This is a genomic window from Massilia timonae (assembly GCF_001866515.1).
Classification (GTDB): Bacteria; Pseudomonadota; Gammaproteobacteria; order Burkholderiales; family Burkholderiaceae_D; genus Telluria; species Telluria timonae.
Window position 1 is genome coordinate 4,144,647 of sequence record NZ_JRYB01000001.1, and the last position, 25,851, is coordinate 4,170,497.

The 25,851-nt window shown below is 66.1% G+C and carries 25 protein-coding genes; 22 read left to right on the forward strand and 3 right to left on the reverse strand.

The genetic code is table 11. The annotated features are described in order from the left end of the window. The first annotated feature begins 2 nt into the window (after positions 1-2). The 6 genes from LO55_RS17700 to LO55_RS17725 all read left to right on the forward strand — a co-directional run bounded on the left by LO55_RS17700 (position 3) and on the right by LO55_RS17725 (position 5,498). Positions 3-695, forward strand: a complete 693-nt coding sequence (locus LO55_RS17700) for an amino acid ABC transporter permease (RefSeq protein ID WP_071362471.1) — start codon at positions 3-5, stop codon at positions 693-695. A gap of 13 nt (positions 696-708) precedes the next feature. Next, entirely contained in the window at positions 709-1,437 is a 729-nt protein-coding gene (locus LO55_RS17705; RefSeq protein ID WP_071362472.1) for an amino acid ABC transporter ATP-binding protein, read from the forward strand. A 56-nt stretch (positions 1,438-1,493) separates the two neighbouring features. After that, complete coding sequence (locus tag LO55_RS17710) at positions 1,494-1,910, forward strand: secondary thiamine-phosphate synthase enzyme YjbQ (RefSeq protein ID WP_071362473.1); 417 nt, start codon at positions 1,494-1,496, stop codon at positions 1,908-1,910. A gap of 106 nt (positions 1,911-2,016) precedes the next feature. Further along, positions 2,017-2,556 carry a hypothetical protein gene (locus LO55_RS17715; RefSeq protein ID WP_071362474.1) on the forward strand — a complete coding sequence of 180 codons (540 nt, stop codon included), beginning with the start codon at positions 2,017-2,019 and terminating at the stop codon, positions 2,554-2,556. 187 nt (positions 2,557-2,743) lie between these two features. After that, positions 2,744-4,396 (forward strand): hybrid sensor histidine kinase/response regulator, encoded by a 1,653-nt coding sequence (locus tag LO55_RS17720; protein ID WP_071362475.1) that lies wholly within the window; start codon positions 2,744-2,746, stop codon positions 4,394-4,396. A gap of 88 nt (positions 4,397-4,484) precedes the next feature. After that, complete coding sequence (locus tag LO55_RS17725; RefSeq protein ID WP_071362476.1) at positions 4,485-5,498, forward strand: aldo/keto reductase; 1,014 nt, start codon at positions 4,485-4,487, stop codon at positions 5,496-5,498. Here LO55_RS17725 and LO55_RS17730 read toward each other — a convergent pair. From LO55_RS17730 to map, 3 genes are read right to left on the reverse strand one after another with little or no spacing between them, the layout of a single operon-like run. Next, positions 5,495-6,241, reverse strand: coding sequence for a pseudouridine synthase (locus LO55_RS17730; protein WP_071362477.1), 747 nt, complete (start codon positions 6,239-6,241; stop codon positions 5,495-5,497). The two genes, LO55_RS17725 and LO55_RS17730, sit on opposite strands and share 4 nt — an antisense overlap. A 30-nt stretch (positions 6,242-6,271) precedes the next feature. Next, positions 6,272-8,854 carry a [protein-PII] uridylyltransferase gene (locus tag LO55_RS17735; protein WP_071362478.1) on the reverse strand — a complete coding sequence of 861 codons (2,583 nt, stop codon included), beginning with the start codon at positions 8,852-8,854 and terminating at the stop codon, positions 6,272-6,274. Positions 8,855-8,865: 11 nt separating this feature from the next. After that, complete coding sequence (gene map, locus LO55_RS17740; protein WP_071362479.1) at positions 8,866-9,711, reverse strand: type I methionyl aminopeptidase; 846 nt, start codon at positions 9,709-9,711, stop codon at positions 8,866-8,868. A 273-nt stretch (positions 9,712-9,984) separates the two neighbouring features. Here map and rpsB point away from each other — a divergent pair, with 273 nt between their 5' ends. The 16 genes from rpsB (at position 9,985) to LO55_RS17820 (ending at position 25,723) form a co-directional block, all read left to right on the forward strand. Further along, on the forward strand, positions 9,985-10,734 hold the full coding sequence (gene rpsB / locus LO55_RS17745; protein ID WP_005667508.1) for a 30S ribosomal protein S2: 750 nt from the start codon (positions 9,985-9,987) through the stop codon (positions 10,732-10,734). Positions 10,735-10,868: 134 nt separating this feature from the next. Then, positions 10,869-11,777 carry a translation elongation factor Ts gene (gene tsf / locus LO55_RS17750; protein WP_071362480.1) on the forward strand — a complete coding sequence of 303 codons (909 nt, stop codon included), beginning with the start codon at positions 10,869-10,871 and terminating at the stop codon, positions 11,775-11,777. A gap of 336 nt (positions 11,778-12,113) precedes the next feature. Then, positions 12,114-12,830, forward strand: coding sequence for a UMP kinase (gene pyrH, locus LO55_RS17755; protein ID WP_005667511.1), 717 nt, complete (start codon positions 12,114-12,116; stop codon positions 12,828-12,830). A gap of 28 nt (positions 12,831-12,858) precedes the next feature. Then, the gene (frr, locus tag LO55_RS17760; protein ID WP_005667513.1) at positions 12,859-13,419 is read left to right on the forward strand and encodes a ribosome recycling factor; all 561 of its coding nucleotides are present in this window, start codon (positions 12,859-12,861) and stop codon (positions 13,417-13,419) included. Between the two features lie 139 nt (positions 13,420-13,558). Then, positions 13,559-14,308: a polyprenyl diphosphate synthase gene (uppS, locus tag LO55_RS17765; protein WP_005667514.1), complete on the forward strand. Its 750-nt coding sequence runs from the start codon at positions 13,559-13,561 to the stop codon at positions 14,306-14,308. Further along, positions 14,308-15,138 carry a phosphatidate cytidylyltransferase gene (locus LO55_RS17770; protein WP_005667517.1) on the forward strand — a complete coding sequence of 277 codons (831 nt, stop codon included), beginning with the start codon at positions 14,308-14,310 and terminating at the stop codon, positions 15,136-15,138. Before uppS ends, LO55_RS17770 begins: the two co-directional genes overlap by 1 nt. Positions 15,139-15,150: 12 nt before the next feature. Beyond that, positions 15,151-16,338 (forward strand): 1-deoxy-D-xylulose-5-phosphate reductoisomerase, encoded by a 1,188-nt coding sequence (ispC, locus tag LO55_RS17775; RefSeq protein ID WP_071362481.1) that lies wholly within the window; start codon positions 15,151-15,153, stop codon positions 16,336-16,338. A gap of 16 nt (positions 16,339-16,354) precedes the next feature. After that, the gene (gene rseP, locus LO55_RS17780) at positions 16,355-17,692 is read left to right on the forward strand and encodes an RIP metalloprotease RseP (RefSeq protein WP_071362482.1); all 1,338 of its coding nucleotides are present in this window, start codon (positions 16,355-16,357) and stop codon (positions 17,690-17,692) included. A 94-nt stretch (positions 17,693-17,786) separates the two neighbouring features. Next, entirely contained in the window at positions 17,787-20,123 is a 2,337-nt protein-coding gene (bamA, locus tag LO55_RS17785) for an outer membrane protein assembly factor BamA (protein ID WP_071362483.1), read from the forward strand. A 39-nt stretch (positions 20,124-20,162) separates the two neighbouring features. Next, on the forward strand, positions 20,163-20,711 hold the full coding sequence (locus LO55_RS17790) for an OmpH/Skp family outer membrane protein (RefSeq protein WP_005667522.1): 549 nt from the start codon (positions 20,163-20,165) through the stop codon (positions 20,709-20,711). Between the two features lie 37 nt (positions 20,712-20,748). After that, entirely contained in the window at positions 20,749-21,798 is a 1,050-nt protein-coding gene (gene lpxD, locus LO55_RS17795; RefSeq protein ID WP_071362484.1) for a UDP-3-O-(3-hydroxymyristoyl)glucosamine N-acyltransferase, read from the forward strand. Continuing rightward, complete coding sequence (fabZ, locus tag LO55_RS17800; RefSeq protein ID WP_005667524.1) at positions 21,795-22,292, forward strand: 3-hydroxyacyl-ACP dehydratase FabZ; 498 nt, start codon at positions 21,795-21,797, stop codon at positions 22,290-22,292. The genes lpxD and fabZ overlap by 4 nt, the downstream gene beginning before the upstream one ends. A gap of 14 nt (positions 22,293-22,306) precedes the next feature. Beyond that, complete coding sequence (gene lpxA / locus LO55_RS17805) at positions 22,307-23,095, forward strand: acyl-ACP--UDP-N-acetylglucosamine O-acyltransferase (protein ID WP_071362485.1); 789 nt, start codon at positions 22,307-22,309, stop codon at positions 23,093-23,095. Positions 23,096-23,099: 4 nt separating this feature from the next. Further along, a complete protein-coding gene (lpxB, locus tag LO55_RS17810) occupies positions 23,100-24,263 on the forward strand; it encodes a lipid-A-disaccharide synthase (protein WP_071362486.1) in 1,164 nt (387 codons plus the stop codon). Positions 24,264-24,269: 6 nt separating this feature from the next. Continuing rightward, the gene (gene rnhB, locus LO55_RS17815) at positions 24,270-24,941 is read left to right on the forward strand and encodes a ribonuclease HII (RefSeq protein WP_229410170.1); all 672 of its coding nucleotides are present in this window, start codon (positions 24,270-24,272) and stop codon (positions 24,939-24,941) included. Next, positions 24,938-25,723 (forward strand): TrmH family RNA methyltransferase, encoded by a 786-nt coding sequence (locus tag LO55_RS17820; protein ID WP_071362487.1) that lies wholly within the window; start codon positions 24,938-24,940, stop codon positions 25,721-25,723. The genes rnhB and LO55_RS17820 overlap by 4 nt, the downstream gene beginning before the upstream one ends. Positions 25,724-25,851: the final 128 nt, after the last annotated feature.

The window sequence follows — 25,851 nt, forward strand, 5'->3', positions numbered from 1 at the left end:
GGATGCTCGAACTGATCGATACCTACTGGCTGTACTTCCTGGTCGGCCAATATCCTGAAGGGCCGCTCGGCGGCCTGGTGCTGACCATCCTGCTGTCGGGCGCCGCGCTGGTGCTGGCGATGCCGCTCGGCCTGCTGCTCGGCATTGCCCGCGTCAGCCCGTATCGCGCGATCAGCCTGCCGGTGGCCGGCCTGGTGCAGGTGGTGCGCGCCGTGCCGCTGCTGCTGGTGCTGTTCTGGGTGTATTTCTTCCTGCCCGCCGTCACCGGCGTCAAGACCTCGCAGGCGACCACGATGCTGATGGTGCTGGTGGTGTTCGACAGCGTCTACCTGGCCGAGATCGTGGCCGCCGGCCTGCGCGCGCTGCCCAAGGGGCAGCTGGAAAGCGCGCGTTCGCTGGGCCTGGGCTATGGCGCCGCGCTGCGCCACGTGGTGCTGCCGCAGACCCTGCGCCATGGCCTGCCGTCGATCGTCAACCAGCTGGTCTCGACCATCAAGGCGACTTCGCTCGGCTACATCATCGGTCTGTCGGAAGTGTCGTTCATCGCCACCCAGATCAACACCCTGGTGTTCACCCAGGCGGTGGAGGTGTACCTGATCCTGGCGCTGACCTATTTCATCCTGTGTTTCGGCCTGTCCCGCCTGGCCTTCCTGCTCGAGCGGCGCCTGCAGCGCCGCAGTGCGCAAGCTTCATGAAAGTCCACCAACGATGATCGTCCTCGATAAAGTCAACAAATACTACGGCGACTACCACGCGCTGGTGGACATCACCGAGCACGTCGGGAACAACGAGGTGCTGGTGGTGTGCGGGCCGTCCGGCTCCGGCAAGTCGACCCTGATCCGCACCCTCAACCGGCTGGAAGAGATCGATTCCGGCCGCATCGAGATCGATGGCCGCGACATCCACGCCAGGGGCCTGGATGTCAACGCGCTGCGCGCCGGCATCGGTTTCGTGTTCCAGAGCTTCAATTTGTTCCCGCACCTGACGGCGCTCGAGAATTGCACGCTGGCGCCGGTCAGGTTGAAACGGGCGACCAAGGCCGAGGCGCGCGAACACGCCATGGGGCTGCTCGAGCGGGTCGGCCTGGCGCACAAGGCCGACGCCTATCCGAACGCGCTGTCGGGCGGCCAGCAGCAGCGGGTGGCGATCGCCCGCGCGCTGGCGATGCGTCCGCCGATCATGCTGTTCGACGAGCCGACCAGCGCGCTCGACCCCGAGATGGTGGGCGAGGTGCTGCAGGTGATGCGTTCCCTGGCGGGCGAGGGCATGACGATGGTGTGCGTGACCCACGAGATGGGCTTTGCGCGCGACGTGGCCGACCGGGTCTGGTTCATGGCCGAAGGGAAGATCCTGGAGAAGGCCACGCCGCAGGAATTCTTCGCCCATCCGCAACACCCGCGCGCACAGCAGTTCCTGGCCGACCGCCGCCGCGATTAGCCGAGATTCGCCGCTGGTATGATGGAGCCCCACGGCTTTCATCACAGGACAGCAGCATGGCGCACCAGGACATCCTCGAATTTTCGACCAGCGGGCGCGGCACCCGCGACATCACGCGCGACGTCGCCGCCGTGGTCGCGGCATCAAAACTGCAATGCGGCCTGGTCCACGTCTTCGTGCAGCACACCAGCTGCTCGCTGCTGCTTACCGAGAACGCCGACGGCGACGTGCGGCGCGACCTGGAAACCATCGTCGCGCGCCTGGCGCCGGACGGCGATCCGGCCTATCGCCACGACGCCGAAGGGCCGGACGATATGTCGGCCCACGGCCGCACCATGCTCACCGACACCGCGCTCACGGTTCCGGTCGGGGCAGGGCGCATGCTGCTCGGCACCTGGCAGGGCATCTACCTGTGGGAACACCGCACGGCCCCTCACCGGCGCCGGCTGGTCGTCACGGTGCTGGGCGATTGAAACATATGCATATTATGACGGCGGCATGGAATCCGCTCCCGGCGTGGATCGGGGCCGCGACTTCTGGTAGTGTGAAGCGCTCGAGCTCTTCCACGTCCAGGACCCCATGAACGCCGCCTCCGCGAGCCGTCGCCGCACCCTCCTGACTCTGCTGGCGCTGTGCGCCGAACTGGCCCTGCTCGCGCGCGAGCATCTGCATGGCGGCGTGCTGTCGCATCACCTGCTGGCCAATCCCGAGTTGCCCGCGGTGTCCAACTGGTGGGGCCTGTTGCTGGTGCCGCTGCTGACCTGGTGGACCGTCGGCAGGGTCGAGCGCCGCGCACGGCTTGCCGCCACTGGCGGGCTTTCGCTCAGGCCGGCTCCCCTCGTCGCCTTCCTGTGCGCGCTGGCCTACGGCGCCACGCTGGCGGCGCTGTTCGCGGCCGGCAGTCCCCTGGTCGACTACGTCTTCTTCGGCCTGCTGGCGCTGGCCCTCGTGGTGCGCCTGTGGCATGCCGAATACCTGCTGGGCTTCGTGCTGGCCATGAATTTCGTGGCTGGGCCGATCCTGCCGGCCATGTTCGGGGCCGTCATCGCGCTGTTTTCATGGCTGGTGCATGCGGCGGGGCGCGCGTTGTGGCGCCGGCTGCGTCCGGGCGTGGCCTGAGATAATCACTGGCTGCTACCATCTCGCACAAGACTGACCGCGTCGGCGTGATGGCCACGGCGCGGCGTTCGCGAGACGCGCGGCAAGCTTTCCAGGACGTTCCGTGTGGCCGCAAGCGCCGCTTTGTTCCTATAATTGGTGGCCAGCCGGCATGTTCTCGGCCCGTTTCCGCCACCTCCAACTATCCATGACGTCCAGCACCGCCACCCTCGACGAAGAAGCGCGCCTCGCCGTCCTCGATTCCTACGGCATCCTCGACACCCCGCCCGAGCGTTCGTTCGACGACGTCGTGCGCCTCGTCAGCCAGTTGCTGGCCGCGCCGATCGTGGCGGTCAACCTGATCGCGCGTGGCCGCCAGTGGTTCAAGTCCGAGATCGGCCTGGGCATGCGCGAGATGCCGCTGGACGATTCGATCTGCCGCTTCGCGCTGCTCGAGGAACAGCAGCTGATCGTGCCCGACACGCGCGAGGACCCGCGCTTCCGGTGCAATCCGCTGGTGACGAAGGACGCCGGGCTGCGCTTTTACGCCGGGGCCCTGCTCAAGACGCGCGACGGCGTCCCGCTCGGCACCTTGTGCGTGCTGGACGACAGGCCGCGGCCGCAGGGCTTGAGCGAGCAGGAGCAGTTCGTGCTGGCCACCCTGGCGCACCAGGTCATGAGCCAGATCGAGCTGCGCAAGGCGATGACCGAGCAGGAGGCCCTGATCGCGGCGCTGCGCCAGGCCGACCAGCGCAAGGACGAATTCCTCGCCATGCTGGCCCACGAGCTGCGCAATCCGCTGGCGCCGATCGTCTCGGCCGCCACCATGCTGTCCAATTTCAACCTCGACCCCGCCATGGTGCAGCGCGCCAGCGAGATCGTGGCGCGCCAGGCCGGCCACATGACGTCGCTGATCGACGACCTGCTGGACGTCTCGCGCGTCACCCGCGGCAAGGTGGAGCTCGAATTGCGCGAACTGGAATTCAAGGACGTCATCGCCGACGCCGTCGAACAGGTGCGCCCGCTGATCGAGAAGCACCGGCACCGCCTGACCGTCGACTTGCCGCCGGCGCGCGCGATCGTGGTCGGCGACCGCAAGCGCCTGGTGCAGGTCATGACCAACCTGCTCAGCAACGCCGCCAAGTACACGCTCGAAGGCGGTCATATCGAGGTGCGCCTGACGACGGACGGCGGCGCGCTCGCGGTCGACATCCGCGACGACGGCATCGGCATGTCGCCCGACCTGATCGCCAGCGCCTTCGACCTGTTCGCGCAAGGGGCGCGGGGCCTGGACCGCAGCCAGGGCGGCCTGGGCATCGGGCTGGCGCTGGTGCGCAGCCTGCTCAAGCTGCACGGCGGCGCGGTCAGCGCCAGCAGCGAAGGTCCTGGGCAGGGCAGCACCTTCCACGTCAGCCTGCCGCTGTCGACGCGCGCCCAGGTCGAGCGGCGCGCGCGCGACCGCAGCCCGCTGCGCGCCAGCGTGCCGGCGCTGCGCATCGGCGTGGTCGACGACAACGAGGACGCGGCGGTCACGCTGTCGCTGCTGCTCGAAACCCTGGGGCACACGGTGCTGGTCGCCCACTCCGCGCGCGAGGCCCTGGCCGCGCTGCCGGCCTTCGGGCCGGATGTGTGCCTGCTCGACATCGGCCTGCCCGAGATGAACGGCTACGAGCTGGCCGCCGCGCTGCGCAAGCAGCCAGGCGCGGCGCAGGCGATCCTGATCGCGGTGAGCGGCTATGCGCAACAGAAGGACCGGGCGCAGGCGCTGGCGGCGGGCTTCCACGACCTGTTCGCCAAGCCGGTCGACCTCGACGTCCTGGGCGCCGCCCTGATGCAGATCGAGAGCCGGCGCGCGGCGTGAAGGCGATGTTGCGCCGCAGCGCTGGCGTGCGCCGGCAAGGTCGCGCGACAGGCAGAATCTGTCCGATCAGTCGAGAAAGGACAGAACGATGACTCAGCGTTACCAACCCATCACGCGCCTGGGCCTGGGCGGCACCGGCCTGGGCGATATGTACCACAAGACCAGCGAAGAGGCTGCGCAAGCCACCGTCGACGCCGCCTGGGACGCCGGCATCCGCTATTTCGACACCGCGCCGCACTACGGCGCCGGCCTGTCCGAGCACCGTTTCGGCCAGGCGCTGCGGCGCCGTCCGCGCAACGAATACACGCTGTCGTCCAAGGTCGGCCGCATCCTGGTGCCGAGCGAGACGCCCGAGATCGCCGATCCCTTCGTGGGCGGCTTGCCGTTCCGGCGCGTCACCGATTACACGGCCGACGGCGCGCGCCGCTCGATCGAGGACAGCCTGCAGCGCATGGCGCTGTCGCACATCGACATCGTGTATGTGCACGACCTGTCGCCGGACCGCTTCAGCCAGGCCGAGTACGAGCACTACTATGCCATCGCGGCCGGCCGCGGCGGCGCCTTCGAAGGCCTGGTCAGGCTGCGCGAGGAGGGCGTGATCAAGGGCTGGGGCCTGGGCGTGAACACGGTCGACCCCTGCCTGCGCGCGCTGCGCGACTCCGATCCCGACATCTTCCTGCTGGCCGGCCGCTATACGCTGATGGAAACCACGCCATTGGAAGAACTGTTCCCGCTGTGCGAGGAACGCGGCGCGAAGGTGGTGCTGGGCGGACCGTTCAATTCCGGCTTCCTGGCCGGCGGCCCGAACTACGACTACGGCCCGGCGGACGAAGACAAGATCGCCCGCCGCGAACGGCTGCGCCAGGTGGCGGCGCGCCACGGCGTCGACCTGCCGGCGGCGGCGCTGCAGTTCGGGCTGGCGCATCCGGTGGCGGCGGCGACCATTCCCGGCGCCAGCAGCGTGGCGCACCTGCAGCGTAACGCGGCGCTGATGGACATCGTCATCCCGCCGGCGTTCTGGGAAGAATTGAAGGCCGAGGGTTTGCTGGCGGCAGAGGCGCCGCTACCGAACGGCAAGCCGGCGCTGCTAGGCGCGGCTTAAAACTGCTCGTCCGGGGCCAGGTAGCGCCACTGGCCTTCGGGCAGGTTGCCCAGCTTGACCTTGCCGATGCGCACGCGCTTGAGGCCCACCACCTTCAGCCCGACCATATCGCACATGCGCCGGATCTGGCGCTTCTTGCCTTCGCGCAGGGTAAAGCTCAGCTGGTCCTCGTTCTGCCAGCGCACCTTGGCCGGCAGCAGCGGCTTGCCGTCCATCCACAGGCCGTGATTGAGCTTTTTCAGGTCGCTGTCGGGCAGCTTGCCCGGCTTCGTGTACTGCACCCGCACCAGGTATTCCTTGTCGACGCTGGTGGTCTCGCCGATCAGGTGCTTGGCGATGCGGCCGTCCTGCGACAGCACGAGCAGACCCACCGAATCGATGTCCAGCCGGCCGCACGGCACCAGGCTGCGCAGCTGGGTCGGGTGGAACTGCTCCTTCGACGGGTCTTCCGCCCAGCGGTTCTCGGGCTTGATCAGGGCGACGGCCGGCGTGTAGCCATCCTCGGCCTGGCCGCTGACGTAGCCGACCGGCTTGTTGATCAGGATGGTGACGCGTTTCGATTGCTCGGCCGCGGCCTGGCGCTCGACCGTGATGCGCTGGGTCGGCAGCACCTTGCTGCCCAGTTCCGAGACGACCTTGCCGTCCACCCGCACCCAGCCGCGGGCGATCCATTCATCGGCTTCGCGGCGCGAGCACAGGCCGAGTTCGGACATACGTTTGGAGAGGCGGAGCGGTTCGGTCATCGAGAAAGCTTTACTGTAAAAAGGAGTGAATCAAATCTTGAGGGCGTCGAGAAGATCGGTCTCGAGCTGCACCTGGGTGCGTGGATTGTTCAGGGCCGGGCCGTCGATCAGGAACACGTCCTCGACGCGCTCGCCCAGGGTCATGATCTTGGCCGTGTGCAGGTTCAGCCGGTAGCGCGCCAGCACGCTGGCGATCGCGTACAGCAGGCCCATGCGGTCGTTGGCGGCGATCGACAGCACGTGGAACTGGCCGCGCTCGTCGGGCCGCAGCTCGACCGTCGGCGTGATCGGGAAGGTGCGCGCCACCCGCGACAGGCGTCCGCGCACCAGCGGCGGCAGCGCCTCCTGCGACAGCAGTTGGGAGCAGAGCTCGTGCTCGATCAGGCTGATGATGTCGCGGTAGCTGCCGGCGAAGTTCTCGTCCGCCACCAGGAAGCTGTCCAGCGCATAGCCGTGGCGCGTGGTGTGGATCTTGGCGTCCAGGATGCTGAAGTTCTTGCGGTCGAAGTAGCTGCAGATGCGCGCGAACAGGTCGGGCTGGTCCTTGACGTAGACCGCCACCTGCAGGCCTTCGCCGATCGGCGCCAGCCGCGCCTTGACAACCGGCTTGTCGCTGTCGACCTTGTCGACCAGCGCGCGCGTCTGCCAGGCGATGTCGGAGGCGTCGTGGCGCAGGAAGTAGGCCACGTCGAGCTGCTTCCACAGCGCTTCGTGGGCGTTGGCGTCCAGGCCGAACAGGCGCAGGGTGGCCAGCGCTTCCTTCTGGCGCGTGCGCAGCTCGCGGTCGGCCGAATGCGGCTCGCCGCCCAGCACGCGCAGCGTGACCTTGTACAGGTCTTCCAGCAGCTTGGCCTTCCAGGCGTTCCACACCTTGGGGCTGGTGCCGCGGATGTCGGCCACGGTCAGCAGGTACAGCGCGGTCAGATGGCGCTCGTCCCCGACCACGGCGGCGAAGGCCTGGATCACGTCGGGGTCGGACAGGTCCTGCTTCTGCGCCACCGTCGACATGGTCAGGTGCTGCTCGACCAGGAACACCACCAGCTCGGTATCTTCTTCATTGATGCCGTGGTCGCGGCAGAACGCGCGCGCGTCATCCATGCCGAGCTTGGAGTGGTCGCCGCCGCGGCCCTTGGCGATGTCGTGGAACAGGGCCGCCACGTACAGCAGCCAGCGGTCGTGGAAGTCGGCGATCAGCTGGCTGCAGAACGGATATTCGTGCGCGTGTTCCGGCATCGTGAAGCGGCGCAGGTTGCGGATCACCATCATGATGTGCTGGTCCACGGTGTACACGTGGAACAGGTCGTGCTGCATCTGGCCGACGATCTTGCGGAAGGCCGGCAGGTAGCGGCCCAGGATGCCGAATTCGTTCATGCGGCGCAGCGCGTGCACCAGGCCGCGCGGCGCCTGCAGCACACGCAGGAACAGCGCCTTGTTCGCCGGGTCGGCGCGGAATGCCTCGTCGATCAAGGTGCGCGCATGCCACAGGGCGCGCGTGGCGCGCGCGCTCAATCCCTTGAGTTCGCGGCGCTCGGTCATCGCCACGAACAGCTCGAGGATGGCGGACGGATGCTTTTCGAAGGTGTCGTCGGCCACCACGTCGATCAGGCTGCCCACCTGGGTGAAGTGGGCGCTGATCGGGAAGGCCACCGCCGGCTGCGGGAACAGCTGGGCTTCGATGTTCTGCAGCAAAATCGTATTCAACTGGGTCACGGTCTTGGCGGCCCAGTAGTAGCGCTGCATCAGGAATTCGCTGGCGCGGCGCGCGTCCGGCCCTTCGCCGCTGGCGGTGAGGCCCAGCGTGCCGGCGATCGCGGTCTGGACGTCGAACACCAGCCGGTCTTCGCGCCTTTTCGTATGCAGGTGCAGCCGGATGCGGATGTCCTTGAAGGCGCTTTCCTTTTCCAGCAGCTGGCGCGCCTCCATGCGCGTGATCAGGCCGCGCGTGGCGAGCTGGCCGAAGGTGTCGGCCAGGCCCGCGGCCTTGGCCACCCACAGGATCACCTGCAGGTCGCGCAGCGCGCCCGGGCTTTCCTTGACGTTCGGTTCGAGCGCGAAGGCGGTGTATTCGTACTTGGCGTGGCGCAGCCGCATCTCGGCGGTCTTGGCCTGGAAGAAGGCCTGCGGATCGAGGGCGTCGCGGTAGCGCCGCTGCAGTTCCTCGAACAGCGGCGCGCTGCCGGTGACCAGGCGCGCTTCCAGCAGGCTCGTTTGCACGGTGATGTCGGCGGCGGACTCGCTCAGGCACTCGTCCACGGTGCGGATGCTGTGGCCGATTTCCAGGCCCAGGTCCCACAGCAGCTGGACCAGGCCTTCCAGGCGCGCCTGGGTGATGGCGTCGGCCGGCTGTCCCAGCAGGATCAGGAGGTCGACGTCGGAATAGGGGAACAGTTCGCCGCGCCCGTAGCCGCCCACGCCCACCAGCGCGGTGTCGTCGGGCAGGCCGGCGGCCTGCCAGGCGTCGAGCAGGACGCCGTCGACCACCTGGCGCAGGCCGCGCAGGAGCTTCTCGGGCTTGCCGTCTTCCTGGAAGGCCTGGAACGCCAGCTGGCGTTCGGCCTTCAGGCGCTGGCGCAGGGTGGTGCGGGCGGTGTCGAGCAGGGCGGCCTGTCCCATGGGCGGCTCCTTCAGGCCGCGGCCAGGGTCGGGACCGCGCCCGGGTTCAGGAGCGGCAGCACGATGGCCGGCGGCGGCGGGCTGCCGGCCGACATGGTCAGCACCTCGACCCCGGTCTCGGTGACCAGCACCGTGTGTTCCCACTGGGCCGACAGGCTGCGATCCTTGGTCTTGATGGTCCAGCCGTCCGGCATTTCCTTGATGTCGCGGCGGCCGGCGTTGATCATCGGCTCGATGGTGAAGATCATGCCGGGTTTGAGCTCTTCCAGGGTGCCGGGACGGCCGTAGTGCAGCACCTGCGGCTCTTCGTGGAACACGCGGCCCACGCCATGGCCGCAGAACTCGCGCACCACGCTGTAGCCGGCCTTTTCGGCGTGCTGCTGGATCGCATGGCCGATGTCGCCCAGGCGCTTGCCCGGCTTGACCGCGGCGATGCCCAGCCACATGCATTCGAAGGTGATCTCGGACAGGCGGCGCGCCATGATCGACGGCTCGCCGACCAGGAACATGCGGCTGTTGTCGCCGTGGTAGCCGTCCTTGGTGATCGGCGTGATGTCGATGTTGAGCGCATCGCCCGATTTCAGCACGCGCTCGCCCGGGATGCCGTGGCAGATCACGTCGTTGAGCGAGGTGCAGATCGAGCCGGGGAAGGGCGGGTAGCCGGGCGGGGCGTAGTTCAGGGTCGCCGGGGTCGTGCCCTGGACGTTGACCATGTATTCATACGCCAGGCGGTCGAGTTCGCCGGTGGTGACGCCGGGCTTGACGAACGGGGTGATATAGTCGAGCACTTCCGAGCCGAGGCGGCAGGCGACGCGCATGCCTTCGATTTCTTCGGGAGTTTTGGGAGTGGATGCCATAGGGATTCTTATCCTGCAGTAGTCGATGCCATATGTCTGGGCAATAAGGGTTCATTATAGAGGAAACATTCCTTCCTCAGGGCGGCCCCCATCGCCACTCCTACGTCACGCTTGAACAAAACGGCAAATCCCGCTAGAATCTCGGGTTGCTCGGATTCGCATCGAGCAATGTTGTAAAAAGCATCTTTTATTTTATTGAAATCGCGAATGTGGCCCTAAAAGGGTGCCTGACTGGTGACTGGCCACATTCAAGACCCAACCCTGGAGAATTACATGTCCGTTACTATGCGTGAAATGCTGGAAGCCGGTATCCACTTCGGCCACCAGACCCGTTTCTGGAACCCAAAGATGGCGCCGTTCATCTTCGGTCATCGCAACAAGATCCACATCATCAACCTGGAAAAGACCATGGCGATGTACCAGGATGCGATGAAGACCATCAAGCAGATCTCGGCCAACCGCGGCACCATCCTGATGGTCGGCACCAAGCGCCAGGCGCGCGACATCATCGCCGCTGAAGCACAGCGCGCTGGCGTGCCTTACGTCGACCAGCGCTGGCTGGGCGGCATGCTGACCAACTTCAAGACCATCAAGACCTCGATCAAGCGCCTGAAAGACATGGAAGCGCAAGTCGAAGACGGTTCGGTCGAGAAGATGTCGAAGAAAGAAGCGCTGCTGTTCTCGCGCGAAATGGAAAAGCTGCAAAAGTCGATCGGCGGCATCAAGGACCTGGGCGGCGTGCCTGACGCGATCTTCGTCGTCGACGTCGGCTACCACAAGGGCACCATCACCGAAGCCGGCAAGCTGGGCATCCCGGTCATCGGCATCGTCGATACCAACCACTCGCCAGAAGGCGTGACCCACGTCATCCCAGGCAACGACGACTCGTCGAAAGCGATCACCCTGTACGCACGCGGCGTCGCCGATGCGATCCTGGAAGGCCGCGCCAACGCCACCAACGAAGTCGTTGAAATGGTCAAGGCTGGCGGCGACGACTTCGTCGAAGTTTCCGAGCAAGCATAAGTGACGGCGAGCTTCGCTCGCTGACGCATCGAAGGGGGCGCCGCACACACGAGCCCCCCTTTTTTTAAGCTGAATACCCGTGGGGCGTTGTCATAACGACCTGCAACCGGATAAAACATTTAGGAGAAATCAACATGGCAGCGATTACTGCAGCGATGGTAGGCGAACTGCGCGCGAAGACCGACGCGCCGATGATGGAATGCAAAAAAGCACTGACCGAAGCCGACGGCGACATGGGTCGTGCTGAAGAGATCCTGCGCGTCAAGCTGGGCGGCAAGGCATCGAAGGCATCGGCGCGCATCACCGCCGAAGGCGTCGTGGCAACCTACATCTCCGGCAACGTCGGCGCGATCGTCGAAGTCAACAGCGAAACCGACTTCGTCGCCAAGAACGAAGAATTCCTGGCCATGGTCAACCTGGCCGCCAAGCTGGTCGCCGAGAACAATCCGGCCGACGTCGCCGCCCTGGCAGCACTGCCGCACGACGGCAAGACCTTCGACGACGTGCGCACCGGCCTGATCGGCAAGATCGGCGAGAACATGACCGTGCGTCGCTTCCAGCGTTTCGAAACCACCGGCAAGCTGGCTTCGTACCTGCACGGCACCCGCATCGGCGTCATCGTCGACTTCGAAGGCGCGGACGAGCAAGTCGGCAAGGACCTGGCCATGCACATCGCCGCCATGAAGCCAGTCGCTCTGTCGTCGGAGCAAGTGCCAGCCGAAATGATCGAAAAAGAGCGCTCGGTCGCCGAGCTGAAGGCCAAGGAAGACGCTGAGAAAGCCGTCGCCGAAGGCAAGCAGCCACAATCGGACGAGATCGTCGCCAAGCGTATCGACGGTTCGGTGCAGAAGTACCTGAAAGAAGTGTCGCTGCTGAACCAGGCATTCGTGAAGAACGACAAGCAGTCGATCGAGCAATACCTGAAGGCATCGAACACCACCGTCAAGGCATTCACCATGTACGTGGTGGGCGAGGGCATCGAGAAGAAGGTCGACGACTTCGCAGCCGAAGTTGCAGCCCAGATGGCTGCAAACAAGCAGTAATCAAAAAGAACGGGCCGCAAGGTCCGTTTTTTTAAGGTGGGATCGTTTGTGTGCGGCGGCCATCGTGTATTTCCTGGTTGCACGACGAACTGGGGTGCCCGCCTGCGCGGGAACGACGTTCACGGGGTGCGGGCCGAAGAAGGCTCCGCAGTCCGCACCCTTCGCACGTCGTTCCCGCGCAGGCGGGAAGCCAAGTCCAGCGCACACCGTAGCGCCCCGCGCGCAGCGCCCGCCTTACAATGCCATCGCCTCCAAGGCAGATGAGATCGCACCCTAGGGGTGTCGATCGGACCCGAATTCGCAACATCGAAACATCACATTAGGAGCCGCTTCATCATGTCAAAACCAGCCTACCAACGAGTCCTCCTGAAACTGTCTGGCGAAGCGCTGATGGGCGACGACCCGTTCGGCATCAACCGCGCCACCATCGAGCGCATGGTGGCCGACGTGGCGGAAGTGGCGAAGCTGGGCGTGCAGGTGGCGGTAGTGATCGGCGGCGGCAACATCTTCCGCGGCGTCGCCCCGGGCGCCCAGGGCATGGATCGCGCCACCGCCGACTACATGGGCATGCTGGCCACCGTCATGAACGCGCTGGCCCTGGCCGACGCCATGCGCCACGTCGGCATCACCGCCCGCGTCATGTCGGCGATCGGCATCGAGCAGGTGGTCGAGCCTTATGTGCGCCCGAAAGCCCTGCAATACCTGGAAGAAGGCAAGGTCGTCGTGTTCGCCGCCGGCACCGGCAACCCGTTCTTCACCACCGACACCGCGGCCGCCCTGCGCGGCGCCGAGATCTCGGCCGAGATCGTCCTGAAGGCCACCAAGGTCGACGGCGTCTACAGCGCCGACCCCAAGAAGGACCCGCACGCGACCCGCTACGAGAACATCTCGTTCGACGAAGCCATCGCCAAGCACCTGCAGGTGATGGACGCCACCGCCTTCGCGCTGTGCCGCGACCAGAAACTGCCGATCAAGGTGTTCTCCATCGTCAAACCCGGCGCGCTCACCCGCGTGATCATGGGTGAAGACGAGGGTACACTGGTACACGTTTAAAATATTACTGAACAACAAGGAGAGCAGCATGTCCCTGGCTGACGTCAAAAAGAACGCGCAAGAGCGCATGGCCAAGTCCATCGAGACCCTGAAGGCCGACCTGGCGAAGGTCCGCACCGGCCGCGCCCACACCGGCATCCTCGACCACGTGATGGTCGAGTACTACGGCACCCCGACCGCGCTGCCGATGGTCGCCAACCTGACCCTGGTCGACGCCCGCACCATCGGCGTCCAGCCGTTCGAAAAGAAAATGGCCGCGACCATCGAAAAAGCCATCCGCGACGCCGACCTGGGCCTGAACCCGTCGGCCCAGGGCGACATGATCCGCGTGCCGACCCCGCCGCTGACCGAAGAGCGCCGCAAGGAAATGGTCAAGCTGACCAAGTCGGAAGGCGAAGACGCGAAAATTGCCGTGCGCAATATCCGTCGCGACGCTAACGAAGCGCTGAAGAAAATGGTCAAGGACAAGACCGCGTCGGAAGACGACGAGCGCCGCGCCTCGGACGAGATCCAGAAGCTGACCGACAAGGCCGTGGCCGACATCGACAAGCTGCTGGCCGAGAAAGAGAAGGAAATCCTGACGGTATAAGGTCCAGCTCAACGGCTTTCTTGCGGACCGGCCCCGGCAGCTTGCCGCGGCCGGTCCGCCTACCTTATGATTGTCCAATTCTAAATTGGCCATTTGCGCACCGCGGTGACACCCCGGGCGCAGCCCTGCTGGATACAAGATGTTCAAAAGTTCGACCACCGCCGTTCCCGACACGCTCGCCGTGCCGCGCCACATCGCCATCATCATGGATGGCAATGGCCGCTGGGCCACTAAACGCCTGCTGCCGCGCGTCGCCGGCCACGTCAAGGGCGTGGAAGCCGTGCGCGGCATCGTCGAAGCCTGCGTGCTGCGCGGGGTCGAGTACCTGACCCTGTTCGCCTTCTCGTCCGAGAACTGGCGCCGACCGGCCGACGAGGTCTCGCTGCTGATGCGCCTGTTCGTGACGGCGCTCGAGCGCGAAGTCTCGAAGATGCACGCCAATAATATTCGCCTGAAAGTCGTGGGCGATCTGAGCCGCTTCGATTCGAAGCTGCAAGAGATGATCGCCAATGCCGAGCGCCGCACCGCCGGCAATACCCGCCTCACCGTCACCGTGTGCGCCAACTATGGCGGCCGCTGGGATATCATGCAGGCAACGGGGAAGATGGTGCAGGCCAACCCCGGCGTGACCGATTTTACGGAGGAAATGCTGGCTCCCCACCTGGCGATGGCATATGCGCCCGAACCCGACCTGTTCATCCGGACCGGCGGCGAGGAACGCATCTCGAATTTCCTGCTGTGGCAGCTGGCGTATTCCGAACTGCATTTCACAAGCACCTTCTGGCCCGATTTCACGCCCGAGGCGCTGGATGAGGCGATCGCCTCGTTCCAGAAGCGCGAACGGCGCTTCGGTCAGACCAGCGCCCAAGTAGCGAAGAAGACCAACTGATGCTCAAGACCCGGATCATCACCGCGCTCGTCCTGCTGGCAGTCCTGCTGCCGGTTCTGTATTCCAACAACCCCACGGCGTTCGCGGTGGTCGCCTCGATCTTCTTCGGGGCGGCGATCTGGGAGTGTTTCCGCCTGTTCAATCCGGGCGCGAAGAGCGCCGTGGCGATCGCGGCGGCCTGGACCCTGGCCTTCGCGTATGCCTTCTTCATGCGCGAGCAGGGCGATCCGACCTTCTGGTTCGCCATCGGCGCGCTGCTGTGGGCACTGCGTTTCGCGCCCACGCTCAAGCTCGGCCTGCCGCCGCTGGCCAGCACGCCGAATACCCTGCTCAGCCTGCTGTATGCGATTTCTCTGGTGGCGTGCTTCGCCGCCATCGTCATGCTGTTCCAGTATTCGGCCCTGTTCCTGCTGTCGGTGCTGGTCATCGTCTGGTCGGCCGACATCTTCGCCTATGTGTGCGGCAAGACCTTCGGCAAGAACAAGCTCGCGCCGTCGATCTCGCCCGGCAAGTCGTGGGAAGGCGCCATCGGCGGCGGCGTCGTGACCCTGCTGCTGGCCTCGCTTACCGTCCTGTTCGGCGGCGAAGCGCTGTCCAACACCTTCGCGGTGCGCGTGCAGGCCAGCTTCGGCTGGGCCGGCATGCTGGCCGTCATCGCCCTCATCGTCGTCGCCAGCGTGGTCGGCGACCTGTTCGAATCCCAGCTCAAGCGCCGTGCCGGCATGAAGGACAGCAGCAATCTGCTGCCTGGCCACGGCGGCGTGCTGGACCGGATCGACGCACTCGTGCCGGTCCTGCCGCTGGCGGCCCTGATCGCCACCCGGCTCTAGAAGGAAGTTTCCATGCAAGGCATTACCATCCTGGGCGCCACCGGTTCGATCGGCGCCTCGACCCTCGACGTGGTGGCGCGCCATCCCGACCGCTACCGTGTCTACGCCCTCAGCGCGCATGCGCGCGTGGAAGAACTGGCCGCCGCCTGCCGCCAATTCCGCCCGCAGCGCGCCGTGGTCGGCAGTCCCGAGGCTGCCGCCAGCCTGGCGGCCCTGATCGCCGACCTGCCCACCAGCGTCGAATATGGAGAAGATGCGCTGTGCGACATCGCCTCCAGCGCGGACACCGATATCGTGATGGCCGCCATCGTCGGCGCCGCCGGCCTCGCGCCGACGCTCGCCGCGGCGCGCGCCGGCAAGAAGATCCTGCTGGCCAACAAGGAAGCGCTGGTGATGTCGGGCCAGCTGTTCATGGACGCCGTGCGCGAGCACAAGGCGACCCTGCTGCCGGTCGACAGCGAACACAATGCGATCTTCCAGGCGCTGCCTTCGTCGTACGCGCGCGTGCCCGGCGCCTGCGGGGTGGCCAAGATCCTCTTGACCGCGTCCGGTGGCCCGTTCCTGAACCGCGCCGTCGAGACCCTCGGCAGCGTGACGCCCGACGAAGCCTGCAAGCACCCGAACTGGGTCATGGGCCGCAAGATCTCGGTCGATTCCGCCACCATGATGAACAAGGGCCTCGAAGTGATCGAGGCCCACTGGCTGTTCGGCGCGCCGGCCGACCAGATCGAAGTCGTGATCCATCCGCAAAGCGTGATCCACTCGATGGTGTCCTACGTCGATGGCTCGGTGCTGGCCCAGTTGGGCAACCCCGACATGCGCACCCCGATCGCCAATGCGCTGGCCTATCCCGACCGGATCGATTCGGGCGTGGCCCAGCTCGACCTGACGCAAATGGCGGGGCTGCAGTTCTTCAAGCCCGACTTCGAGCGCTTCCCCTGCCTGGCACTGGCTTTTGACGCATTACGCGCGGGCGGCACCGCGCCGGCTCTGCTCAACGCGGCCAACGAGGTGGCGGTGCAGGCCTTCCTCGAGCGCCGCATCGGTTTCCGCGACATCGACCGCGTGATTCGCCACGCGCTCGACGTCGTGCCGCATGGCCCGGCCCCGTCGATCGAGGCGGTGCTGGACCAGGACGCGCGCGCGCGCGCGGCCGCCAACGACGCCGTATCGACCATCGCTTCAGGCTTGCAGCGCTGACCCCCTGGACCCCGCCATGACCATGCTTTACACCGTGCTGGCCTTCGTGCTGGCGCTCGGTCCCCTGATCGTGATCCACGAACTGGGCCACTACCTGGTCGCGCGCGCCTGCGGCGTCAAGGTGCTGCGCTTCTCGGTCGGGATGGGCCGCGTGGTCTGGTCGCGCCGCTTCGGCAAGGACCAGACCGAATGGGCGCTGTCGGCCCTGCCGCTGGGCGGCTACGTCAAGATGCTCGATGCGCGCGACCCCGAGACCGCGCCGACGGACGATGCTGACCTGGCGCGCGAGTTCACGCGCCAGAACGTCTGGAAGCGCATCGCGATCGTGGCCGCCGGCCCGCTGGCCAACTTCCTGCTGGCGATCGGCCTGATGGCCGCGCTGTACATGCATGGCGTGGACGAGCCGGCGGCGCGCCTGCGCGAGGCGCCGGCGGCGTCCGAGGCCGCCAGGGCCGGCGTGCGCGGCGGCGACACGGTGGTCGCGGTGAACGGCAATGCCGTGGCCTCCTGGGCCGAGCTGCGCTGGCAGATCGTGCATGCGGCGGTGGATAAATCGGATGCGCGCCTGGAACTGCGCGGCGTCCACGGCGGCACCTACGGCGCGACGCTGCCGGCGGCGGTGGTCGGCCGCCTCGACGTCGAAACCGACGTGATGGCCGAACTGGGCCTGGATTTGTGGCGCCCGCAACCGCGCATCGACAAGGTGCTGCCGGACGGGGCAGGGCAGCGCGCCGGCCTGCAGGCCGGCGACCTGGTGCTGCGCGTGGACGGCCGGAAGGTCGACGACGGCATCGCCTTCATCGAGGCGGTGCGGGCGTCTCCGGCTAAGCCGTTGGCGCTCGAGGTCGAACGCGGCGGCCGCCCGCTGGCCCTGTCGCTGGTGCCGGAGGCGGACCCGAACGGCCGCGGCGTGATCAAGGCCATGGTGGCCCAGGCGCCGGAAATGGTGACCGTCGCGTCCGGCCCGTTCGAGGCGATCGCGCGCGGGGCCGAGCGCACCTGGGAAACCAGCGTGATGACCCTCAAGATGATCTGGAAGATGATTACCGGGGAAGCGTCGTGGAAGAATGTGACCGGTCCCATTACCATCGCCGACTATGCCGGACAGACTGCAAGAATAGGTCTCGTAAGCTATTTACAGTTCATCGCCTTTATTAGTATCAGCTTAGGAGTAATGAATTTGTTACCAATTCCAGTTCTGGATGGTGGCCATTTACTGTATTATTCGCTGGAAGTTTTGACCGGGCGTCCCCTTCCTGCGCGCGTCGGCGAGTTCGCGCAGCGCGCCGGGGTCGGCCTGCTGTTCATGCTGATGGCGCTCGCCGTCTTCAATGACCTGGTGCGGCTGCTCTAGCAGCCCGCATCCGCTCCCGGAACCTGGCGCGGAAATGCCCGGCACAGAATAATATGCAATCGTTGTCCAAATGACTGACCCTTTGATCCAGCCAATGAAATCACAACCAGATCGTTTTGCCCTGCCGTTCATTCGTCGCAGCTTGATCGGCGCGGCCGTGCTGGCCATGTGCGCCGGACCTGCGCTGGCCGTCAACCCGTTCGTCGTCAAGGATATCCGGGTCGAAGGCATCCAGCGGACGGAAGCAGGCACCGTGTTCAGCTATCTGCCGGTGCGCGTGGGCGAGACCTTCGACGACGCCAAGGCCTCGAGCGCGATCAAGGCGCTATACGCCACCGGCTTCTTCAAGGACATCCGCCTCGAGGAAGAAAACGGCGTGCTGGTGGTGCTGGTCGAGGAACGCCCGGCGATTTCGTCGGTCGATTTCACCGGCACCAAGGAATTCGAAAAAGACATGCTGGTCAAGGCGCTGTCCGAGATCGGCGTGGCCCAGACCCGCATCTTCGACAAGGCCTCGGTCGACCGCGCGGAGCAGGAGCTCAAGCGTCAATATCTGTCGCACGGCCTGTACGGCGTGAAGATCACCACCACCGTGACGCCGATCGAACGCAACCGCGTGACGATCATGTTCAACGTCGACGAGGGCGAGGTCGCCAAGATCAAGGGCATCAACATCATCGGCAACAAGGCCTTCAGCGACAAACAGCTGCGCCAGCTGCTCGAACTGCGCCCTTCGGGCTGGTTCACCTGGTACTCGAAGGCCGACCAGTATTCCAAGCAAAAGCTGACCGGCGACCTGGAAACCATCAAGTCCTGGTACCTGAACCACGGCTACCTGGAAGCCAACGTCGAATCGACCCAGGTCTCGATCACCCCCGACAAGCGCGACATCTACCTGACCCTCAACATCACCGAGGGCGAGCAGTACACCGTCTCGAGCGTCAAGCTCGAGGGCGAGATGTTCGGTCGCGAAGAGGAGCTCAAGGAGCTGATCGTGCTCCAGCCGGGCAAGACCTATGTCGGCGACCTGCAGGAAGCGACCAACAAGCTGATCGCCGACCGCCTCGGCACCTTCGGCTACGCCTTCGCCAACGTGACGGCGAACCCGGAACTCGACCGCGAGAAGCGCGAAGTCGCGTTCACCTTCTTCGTCGATCCGGGCAAGCGCGCCTACGTGCGCCACATGAACATCTCGGGCAACACGGTCACCCGCGACGAAGTGATCCGCCGCGAATTCCGCCAGTTCGAAAGCTCGTGGTACGACGCCAATCGCGTGAAGCTGTCGCGCGACCGCGTCGACCGCCTCGGCTACTTCAAGGACGTGAAGGTCGAGACCCCTGAGTCGCCGGGCACCTCGGACCAGGTGGACGTGAACATCGCGGTCGAAGAAAAACCGACCGGTAACTTCATGATCGGCGGCGCGTTCTCGCAGTCCGAGAAGTTCACCTTCACCGCGTCGATCTCGCAGGCCAACTTCGCCGGCAGCGGCAACACGGTCGGCATCGAACTGAACACCAGCAAGTACAACCGCACGATCGCGTTCTCGCAGACCAATCCGTACTTCACGGACGACGGCATCTCGCGCGCGTTCTCGCTGTACCTGCGCACCTCGCGTCCGCCGGCGCTGAACATCGGTTCGTATACCGTGCGCCAGATGGGCGGCAACCTGACCTTCGGCGTGCCGTTCTCCGAATCCGACACCGTCTACTTCGGCGCCGGCCTGGAACGCACCGAGCTGGAAACCGACCTGACCTCGCCGACGATCTACCAGACCTTCGTGCGCCAGAACGGCGGCCCGGAGAGCGGCATCGGCAAGGCCACCACCAACGCGATCCCGCTGACCGCGGCCTGGGGCCGCGACACCCGCGACAGCGCGGTGACCCCGACCCGCGGCCGCTTCCAGCGCGCCAACTTCGAGATCGACGCCATCGGCGACGCCAAGTACTACCGGATGGTCTACGAGCACCAGTGGTGGAAGCCGCTGACCCGCTGGATGACGCTGGCCCTGCGCGGCGAGTTCGATTACGGCAAGGGCATCGGCGGCAGCGCCTACCCGGTGTTCAAGAACTTCTATGCGGGCGGCATCGGTTCGGTGCGCGGCTACGAGAGCTCGTCGCTGGGCGTGGTCGATCCGCGCTACTACGACGCGATCGGCGGCTCCAAGCGCATCATCGGCAACGCCGAGCTGCAGTTCCCGTTCCCGGGCAGCGGCACCGACCGCAGCCTGCGCTGGTTCACCTTCGTCGACGGCGGCCAGGTGTTCCAGGAAGACGCGAAGATCCGCTACGACGAGTTCCGCTACTCGGCCGGCATCGGCCTGTCCTGGATTTCGCCGGTCGGTCCGCTCAAGTTGAGTTATGCTAAGCCGCTGAATTCGCTGCCGGGCGACCGCCTGGAGCGCTTCCAGTTCCAGATGGGCACCGGCTTCTAAGCGGCCCACGGCGACCCGAAGAACGATTGCGAGAGACTTATGTTGAAAAATCTGATTGACTCGCTGCCTGGTGGACGCAGGTCCACGGTTCGACCCGCGCTTGGCGCCTCGCTGGTGCTGGCCGCGCTGTGCGCCGCGCCGCTGGCGCAGGCGCAGGCGAACAGCCGCATCGGCTTCGTCTACACCGAGCGCCTGATGACCGACTCCAAGATGGCCAAGGCGGCCGACGCCAAGCTGGCCGCCGAGTTCTCGAAGCGCCAGAAGGCGGTCGAGGAGATGGTCGGCAAGTACAAGCAGACGTCCGAGAAGTTCGACGCCGAAGCGGCGGGCCTGAATGAGCTGGACCGCACGCGCCGCGCGCGCGAGCTGTACAACATGCAGAAGGACGTCGAGCGCATGCAGCGCGAGTTCCAGGAAGACCTGCAACAACGCAAGAACGAAGAGCGCGCCGCGATCGCGCAAAAGGCCTACAAGCTGGTCGAGCAGGTCGCGGAACAGGAAAAGCTCGACGCCGTGCTGGTCGAGGCGGCGTGGGTCAGCCCGCGCGTGGACATCACCGACAAGATTCTCAAGCTGCTCGACAAGTAAAGCAGCAACGATTTTGACTCACACTGGAAAGACCGAGATGGGCATTCGACTGGGCGATTTGGTCGAGCGCTTCGGCGGACAGTTGGTGGGCGACGCGGACCTCGAGGTCCAGGCGATCGCCCCCCTGGACAGCGCCGGCGCTTCGCACATCAGCTTCCTCAGCAACAGCAAGCTGCGCGCGCTGGCCGCGCAAAGCCAGGCGGCGGCCTTGATCCTGTCGCCGCTGGACGATCCGACGGTGGCCGCGACCTATGAAGGCGCGCGCATCGTCACCACCAACCCTTACGCCTACTTCGCCCGCGCGGCGCAGTATTTCGTGTCGCTCACCGAGCAGGCGCCGGCGCCCGGCATCCATCCGAGCGCCGTGGTCGACCCCGGCGCCACCGTCGATCCGACCGCCCACGTCGGGCCGCACGTGACGATCGAGGCGGGCGCCATCATCGGCGCCCACGCCGTGATCGACGCCGGCTGCTTCATCGGGCGCGAGGCCACGATCGGCGAGCATACGCACCTGTTCGCCAACGTGACCTTCCATGCGCGCTGCCGCATCGGCAAGCGCGGCATCCTGCATTCGGGCGCGGTGATCGGCACCGACGGCTTCGGCTTCGCCGTCGAAGCCGGCGCCTACATCAAGATCCCGCAGACCGGCCGCGTGCTGATCGGCGACGACGTCGACATCGGCGCCAACACCACGATCGACCGCGGCGCGCTGGACGACACCGTGATCGAAGACGGCGTCAAGCTCGACAACCAGATCCAGATCGGCCACAACTGCCGCATCGGCGCGCACACCGCGATGGCCGGCTGCGTCGGCGTGGCCGGCAGCGCCAAGATCGGCAGCCGCTGCACCTTCGGCGGCGCCGCCATGGTGCTGGGCCACCTGGAAATCGCCGACAACGTCCATATTTCCTCGGGCAGCATGGTGTCGCGCTCGGTCCTCGAACCGGGCCAGTACACCGGCTTCTACCCCTTGGCCAAGAACGCCGAATGGGAACGCAGCGCGGCGATCGTGCGCAATCTCGATTCGATGCGGGCCAAGATCCGCACGCTCGAGAAAACCATCAGAAACCTGACAGAAGAAAAATGACCACTCCAGAACTCAAGACCCTCGACATCACCCAGATCAAGGAATACCTGCCGCACCGCTATCCGCTGCTGCTGGTCGACCGCGTGCTGGACGTCGAACTGGGCAAGCGCATCGTCGCGATCAAGAACGTCACCGTCAACGAAGAGTTCTTCAACGGCCACTTCCCGCACAAGCCGGTGATGCCGGGCGTCCTGATGATCGAAGCGATGGCGCAGACCGCGGCCATCCTGTCGTTCATGACCATGAACGTCAAGCCGGACGAAAACTCGGTGGTGTACTTCGTCGGCATCGACAACGCCCGCTTCAAGCGTCCGGTCGAGCCGGGCGACCAGCTGCGCATGGAAATCGAGATCCTGCGCGTCGCGCGCGGCATCTGGAAGTACAAGGCGGTGGCGACGGTCGACGGCAAGGTGGCGGTCGAGGGCGAGCTGATGTGCACCATCCGCGGCGCCGCCGAAGCCACCATGAAGGGCCCGGAAGGCGCGGCGCAGTAAAACAGGAGCACCAGATGAGCAAAATCCATTCGACCGCGATCGTCGATCCGAAGGCGGAGCTGGACAGCTCGGTCGAGGTCGGCCCGTATTCGATCATCGGGCCGAATGTGCGCATCGACGCCGGCACCGTGGTCGGCCCGCACGTGGTCATCGAGGGCCATACCACGATCGGCAAGGACAATAAGTTCTTCCAGTTCTGCTCGATCGGCGGCGCGCCGCAGGACAAGAAGTGGAACGGCGAGCCGACCCGCCTCGAAGTGGGCGACCGCAACACGGTGCGTGAATTCGTCACCTTCAACCTGGGCACGGTCCAGGACGAGGGCGTCACGCGCGTCGGCAGCGACAACTGGATCTCGGCCTACGTCCACGTGGCGCACGACTGCCAAGTGGGCAGCAACACGATCTTCTCGAACAATGCGCAGCTCGCGGGCCACGTGCAGGTGGGCGACTGGGCCATCCTGTCGGGCTACGCCGGCGTGCACCAGTTCTGCAAGATCGGCGCGCATGCCTTCATCGGCATGTATACGAGCCTGACCCAGGACGTGCCGCCCTACGTGCTCGTCTCCGGCAATCCGGCCGGCGCGCGCGGCGTGAACCTCGAGGGCCTGAAGCGCCGCGGGTTTACGCGCGAGCAGCTCGACGGCATCCGCAGCGCCTACAAGCTGCTGTACCGCTCGAACCTGACCCTGGAAGAGGCCAAAGCCGCGCTCCAGGCCGAGGAAGAGCGCCTGCCGGCGGCCGGCGCAGACATTCGTCTGCTGCGCGAATTCCTCGGCACCGCCACCCGTGGCATCGTCCGCTAAAAGCATGAAGAACGACGTTTCGCTGGCGTTGGTGGCCGGCGAGGCGTCCGGCGACATGCTCGCCGCGCGCCTGCTGGCCGGGCTGCGCCCGCTGTTGCCCGATGCGCGCTTCCACGGCATCGGCGGGCCACGCATGATCGAGCAGGGCTTCGTGAGCGACGTCCAGATGGACACGCTCACGGTGCGCGGCCTGTTCGAAGTCATTCCACGCTACCCCGAACTGAAACGCATCCAGAACGGCTTGCGCGACCGTCTCCTGCGTGAAAGACCGGCCGCCTTCATCGGCGCCGACTATCCCGGCTTTAACCTCGGACTCGAAGAGCAGCTGCGCGCGGCCGGCATCCCCACCGTCCACTTCATCGGGCCGCAGATCTGGGCCTGGCGCGGCGGGCGGATCAAGAAGATCCAGCGCGCGGTCTCGCACATGCTGGTGATCTTCCCGTTCGAGGAAGCGATCTACCGCGAGGCCGGCGTGCCGGTGACGTATATCGGGCATCCGCTGGCCGAGACCATCCCGCTCGTTCCCGACGTCGCCGCGGCGCGGCGCGCGCTCGGCCTGAATCCGGATGCGCGCGTGGTGACGGTGATGCCGGGCAGCCGCATGGGCGAGCTGAAATACCTGGCCGAACCCTTCATTCGCGCCGTCAAGCTCCTGGGCGCGCGCGACCCCGGCTTGACCTTCGTGGTGCCGATGGTCGGCGAACGCCAGCGCGCCTACTTCGACGAACTCGTGGTCAAGGCGGGCTTGCAGGACGTCGAGCTGCAGGTGACCGCCGCCGGCTCGCACACGGCGATCGCCGCGGCCGACGCGGTGCTGGTCGCTTCCGGCACCGCGACCCTGGAGGTGGCGCTGTTCAAGAAACCGATGGTGATCGCGTATAAAGTGATGGTGGCGTCGTACGCGATCATGCGCCACATGGGCTACCAGCCCTGGATCGGCCTGCCGAACATCCTGGCGCGCGAGTTCCTGGTGCCGGAACTGATCCAGCATGCGGCCACGCCCGAGGCGATGGCCGACGCCGTGTGGGCCCAGTTGCAGGATGCGGCCGGGCGCGAACGGCTGGCCGGCCGCTTCCTGGAGATGCATCACAGCCTGCTGCGCGACAGCGCGCGCGCGAGCGCCGAAGCGGTGCTCGGCGTCATTGGACGGGGCCACAAGGCCGCCTGAATCGAAATGAGAAAGAAGAAAGTCAACCTGTATCCCGGGCTGCCGCCCAGGCTCCGGCCGTTCACCGAGCTCGATATCGTGTGCGGCGTCGACGAGGCCGGGCGCGGTCCGCTGGCCGGGCCGGTGTTCGCCGCCGCCGTGATCCTTGATCCGCTGCGGCCGATCGAGGGCTTGCGCGATTCGAAAAAGCTGAGCGAGGCGCGGCGCGACGAGCTCGCGCCCCTGATCCGCGAGCATGCGCTGGCCTGGGCCATCGCCGAATGCTCGTGCGAAGAGATCGACAGCATCAACATCCTGCAGGCGACCATGCTGGCGATGCGGCGCGCGGTGGAAGCGCTGCAGACGGCGCCGACCCTGGCCCTGATCGACGGCAACCGCTGCCCGCAGATGGACGTGCGAGCGCATGCGATCGTGGAGGGCGACGACAAGGTCAACGCCATCTCGGCCGCCTCGATCCTGGCCAAGACGGCGCGCGACGCGGCGCTGGTGCGCCTGCACGACCTTTACCCGCAATACGGCTTCGACCAGCACAAGGGTTACGGCACGCCGCTGCACCTGGAGCGCCTGCGCCTGCACGGTCCGTCGCCGGCGCACCGCCGTTCGTTCGCGCCGGTGCGCAACCTGCTGCAGGTCGACCTGTTTGCTGACCTCAGTGGCCAGATGATTGAAACGGCATGAAGACCATCACCTCGCGCGACAACGCGTTCTACAAAGACCTGAAAAGCCTCGCCACCAGCTCGCAGGCGCGGCGCAAGGCCGGGCAAAGCCTGCTCGACGGCGTGCACCTGTGCCAGAGCTGGCTCGACCTGCGCGGCGCCCCGCGCCACTGCGTGGTGTCGGAGGGCGCGCTCGGCAACCACGAAGTGCAGGCCATCGTCGCGCGCTGCGAGGCGCTGCATGCGCCGGTGACGGCGCTGCCCGACGCGCTGTTCAACGCGGTCAGCCAGGTCGAACACGGCGTGTACCTGCTGTTCGTGATCGATTCGCCGCAGCCGTCCGCGGCGCCGGCCCTGGTGGGACCGAGCGTGCTGCTGGACGGCGTGCAGGATCCGGGCAACGTCGGCTCGATCCTGCGCAGCGCGGCGGCGGCCGGCATCAAGCAGGTCTACTGCAGTCCCGGCACCGCTTTCTGCTGGTCGCCGAAGGTGCTGCGCGCGGCGATGGGCGCGCACTTCGTGCTGGAGATTTTCGAACAGATCGAGTTGGCGCCGCTGGTGCAAGGCGCGAAGGTGCCGGTGCTGGCCACCAGCGGTTATGCGGCCGAGCGCCTGTACGCGATGGACCTGACCCAGCCGGTGGCCTGGGTGCTGGGTCACGAAGGGCAGGGCGTGTCGGACGAATTGCTGAAGCTCGCCACGCACCGGGTCGCGGTGCCGCATGCGGGCCAGGTCGAGTCGCTCAACGTCGCCGCCTGCGCCGCCGTGTGTTTCTTCGAAGGGCTGCGCCAGCAGCAGATGTAGGAGCCTGTTCCGGTAGGTGGGAGTCGCTCCTGACGCGCCTGGCGGGCGTGTGCCGCGTTGCTCGTCGCGCGGTGGCAAACCCGTGGCGCCGCCATGCGGCCTCCTCGCGCCTTGCCCACGCCAGCCAT

Coding starts and splice junctions, on each gene's coding strand:
- rseP (WP_071362482.1), top strand. CDS start 16,355: ATGACCATGCTTTACACCGTGCTGGCCTTCGTGCTGGCGCTCGGTCCC.
- uppS (WP_005667514.1), top strand. CDS start 13,559: ATGTTCAAAAGTTCGACCACCGCCGTTCCCGACACGCTCGCCGTGCCG.
- LO55_RS17725 (WP_071362476.1), top strand. CDS start 4,485: ATGACTCAGCGTTACCAACCCATCACGCGCCTGGGCCTGGGCGGCACC.
- LO55_RS17720 (WP_071362475.1), top strand. CDS start 2,744: ATGACGTCCAGCACCGCCACCCTCGACGAAGAAGCGCGCCTCGCCGTC.
- bamA (WP_071362483.1), top strand. CDS start 17,787: ATGAAATCACAACCAGATCGTTTTGCCCTGCCGTTCATTCGTCGCAGC.
- tsf (WP_071362480.1), top strand. CDS start 10,869: ATGGCAGCGATTACTGCAGCGATGGTAGGCGAACTGCGCGCGAAGACC.
- LO55_RS17790 (WP_005667522.1), top strand. CDS start 20,163: ATGTTGAAAAATCTGATTGACTCGCTGCCTGGTGGACGCAGGTCCACG.
- frr (WP_005667513.1), top strand. CDS start 12,859: ATGTCCCTGGCTGACGTCAAAAAGAACGCGCAAGAGCGCATGGCCAAG.
- LO55_RS17715 (WP_071362474.1), top strand. CDS start 2,017: ATGAACGCCGCCTCCGCGAGCCGTCGCCGCACCCTCCTGACTCTGCTG.
- fabZ (WP_005667524.1), top strand. CDS start 21,795: ATGACCACTCCAGAACTCAAGACCCTCGACATCACCCAGATCAAGGAA.
- lpxA (WP_071362485.1), top strand. CDS start 22,307: ATGAGCAAAATCCATTCGACCGCGATCGTCGATCCGAAGGCGGAGCTG.
- rnhB (WP_229410170.1), top strand. CDS start 24,270: ATGAGAAAGAAGAAAGTCAACCTGTATCCCGGGCTGCCGCCCAGGCTC.
- LO55_RS17730 (WP_071362477.1), bottom strand. CDS start 6,241: ATGACCGAACCGCTCCGCCTCTCCAAACGTATGTCCGAACTCGGCCTG.
- map (WP_071362479.1), bottom strand. CDS start 9,711: ATGGCATCCACTCCCAAAACTCCCGAAGAAATCGAAGGCATGCGCGTC.
- LO55_RS17700 (WP_071362471.1), top strand. CDS start 3: ATGCTCGAACTGATCGATACCTACTGGCTGTACTTCCTGGTCGGCCAA.
- lpxB (WP_071362486.1), top strand. CDS start 23,100: ATGAAGAACGACGTTTCGCTGGCGTTGGTGGCCGGCGAGGCGTCCGGC.
- LO55_RS17705 (WP_071362472.1), top strand. CDS start 709: ATGATCGTCCTCGATAAAGTCAACAAATACTACGGCGACTACCACGCG.
- rpsB (WP_005667508.1), top strand. CDS start 9,985: ATGTCCGTTACTATGCGTGAAATGCTGGAAGCCGGTATCCACTTCGGC.
- LO55_RS17770 (WP_005667517.1), top strand. CDS start 14,308: ATGCTCAAGACCCGGATCATCACCGCGCTCGTCCTGCTGGCAGTCCTG.
- lpxD (WP_071362484.1), top strand. CDS start 20,749: ATGGGCATTCGACTGGGCGATTTGGTCGAGCGCTTCGGCGGACAGTTG.
- LO55_RS17735 (WP_071362478.1), bottom strand. CDS start 8,854: ATGGGACAGGCCGCCCTGCTCGACACCGCCCGCACCACCCTGCGCCAG.
- LO55_RS17820 (WP_071362487.1), top strand. CDS start 24,938: ATGAAGACCATCACCTCGCGCGACAACGCGTTCTACAAAGACCTGAAA.
- LO55_RS17710 (WP_071362473.1), top strand. CDS start 1,494: ATGGCGCACCAGGACATCCTCGAATTTTCGACCAGCGGGCGCGGCACC.
- pyrH (WP_005667511.1), top strand. CDS start 12,114: ATGTCAAAACCAGCCTACCAACGAGTCCTCCTGAAACTGTCTGGCGAA.
- ispC (WP_071362481.1), top strand. CDS start 15,151: ATGCAAGGCATTACCATCCTGGGCGCCACCGGTTCGATCGGCGCCTCG.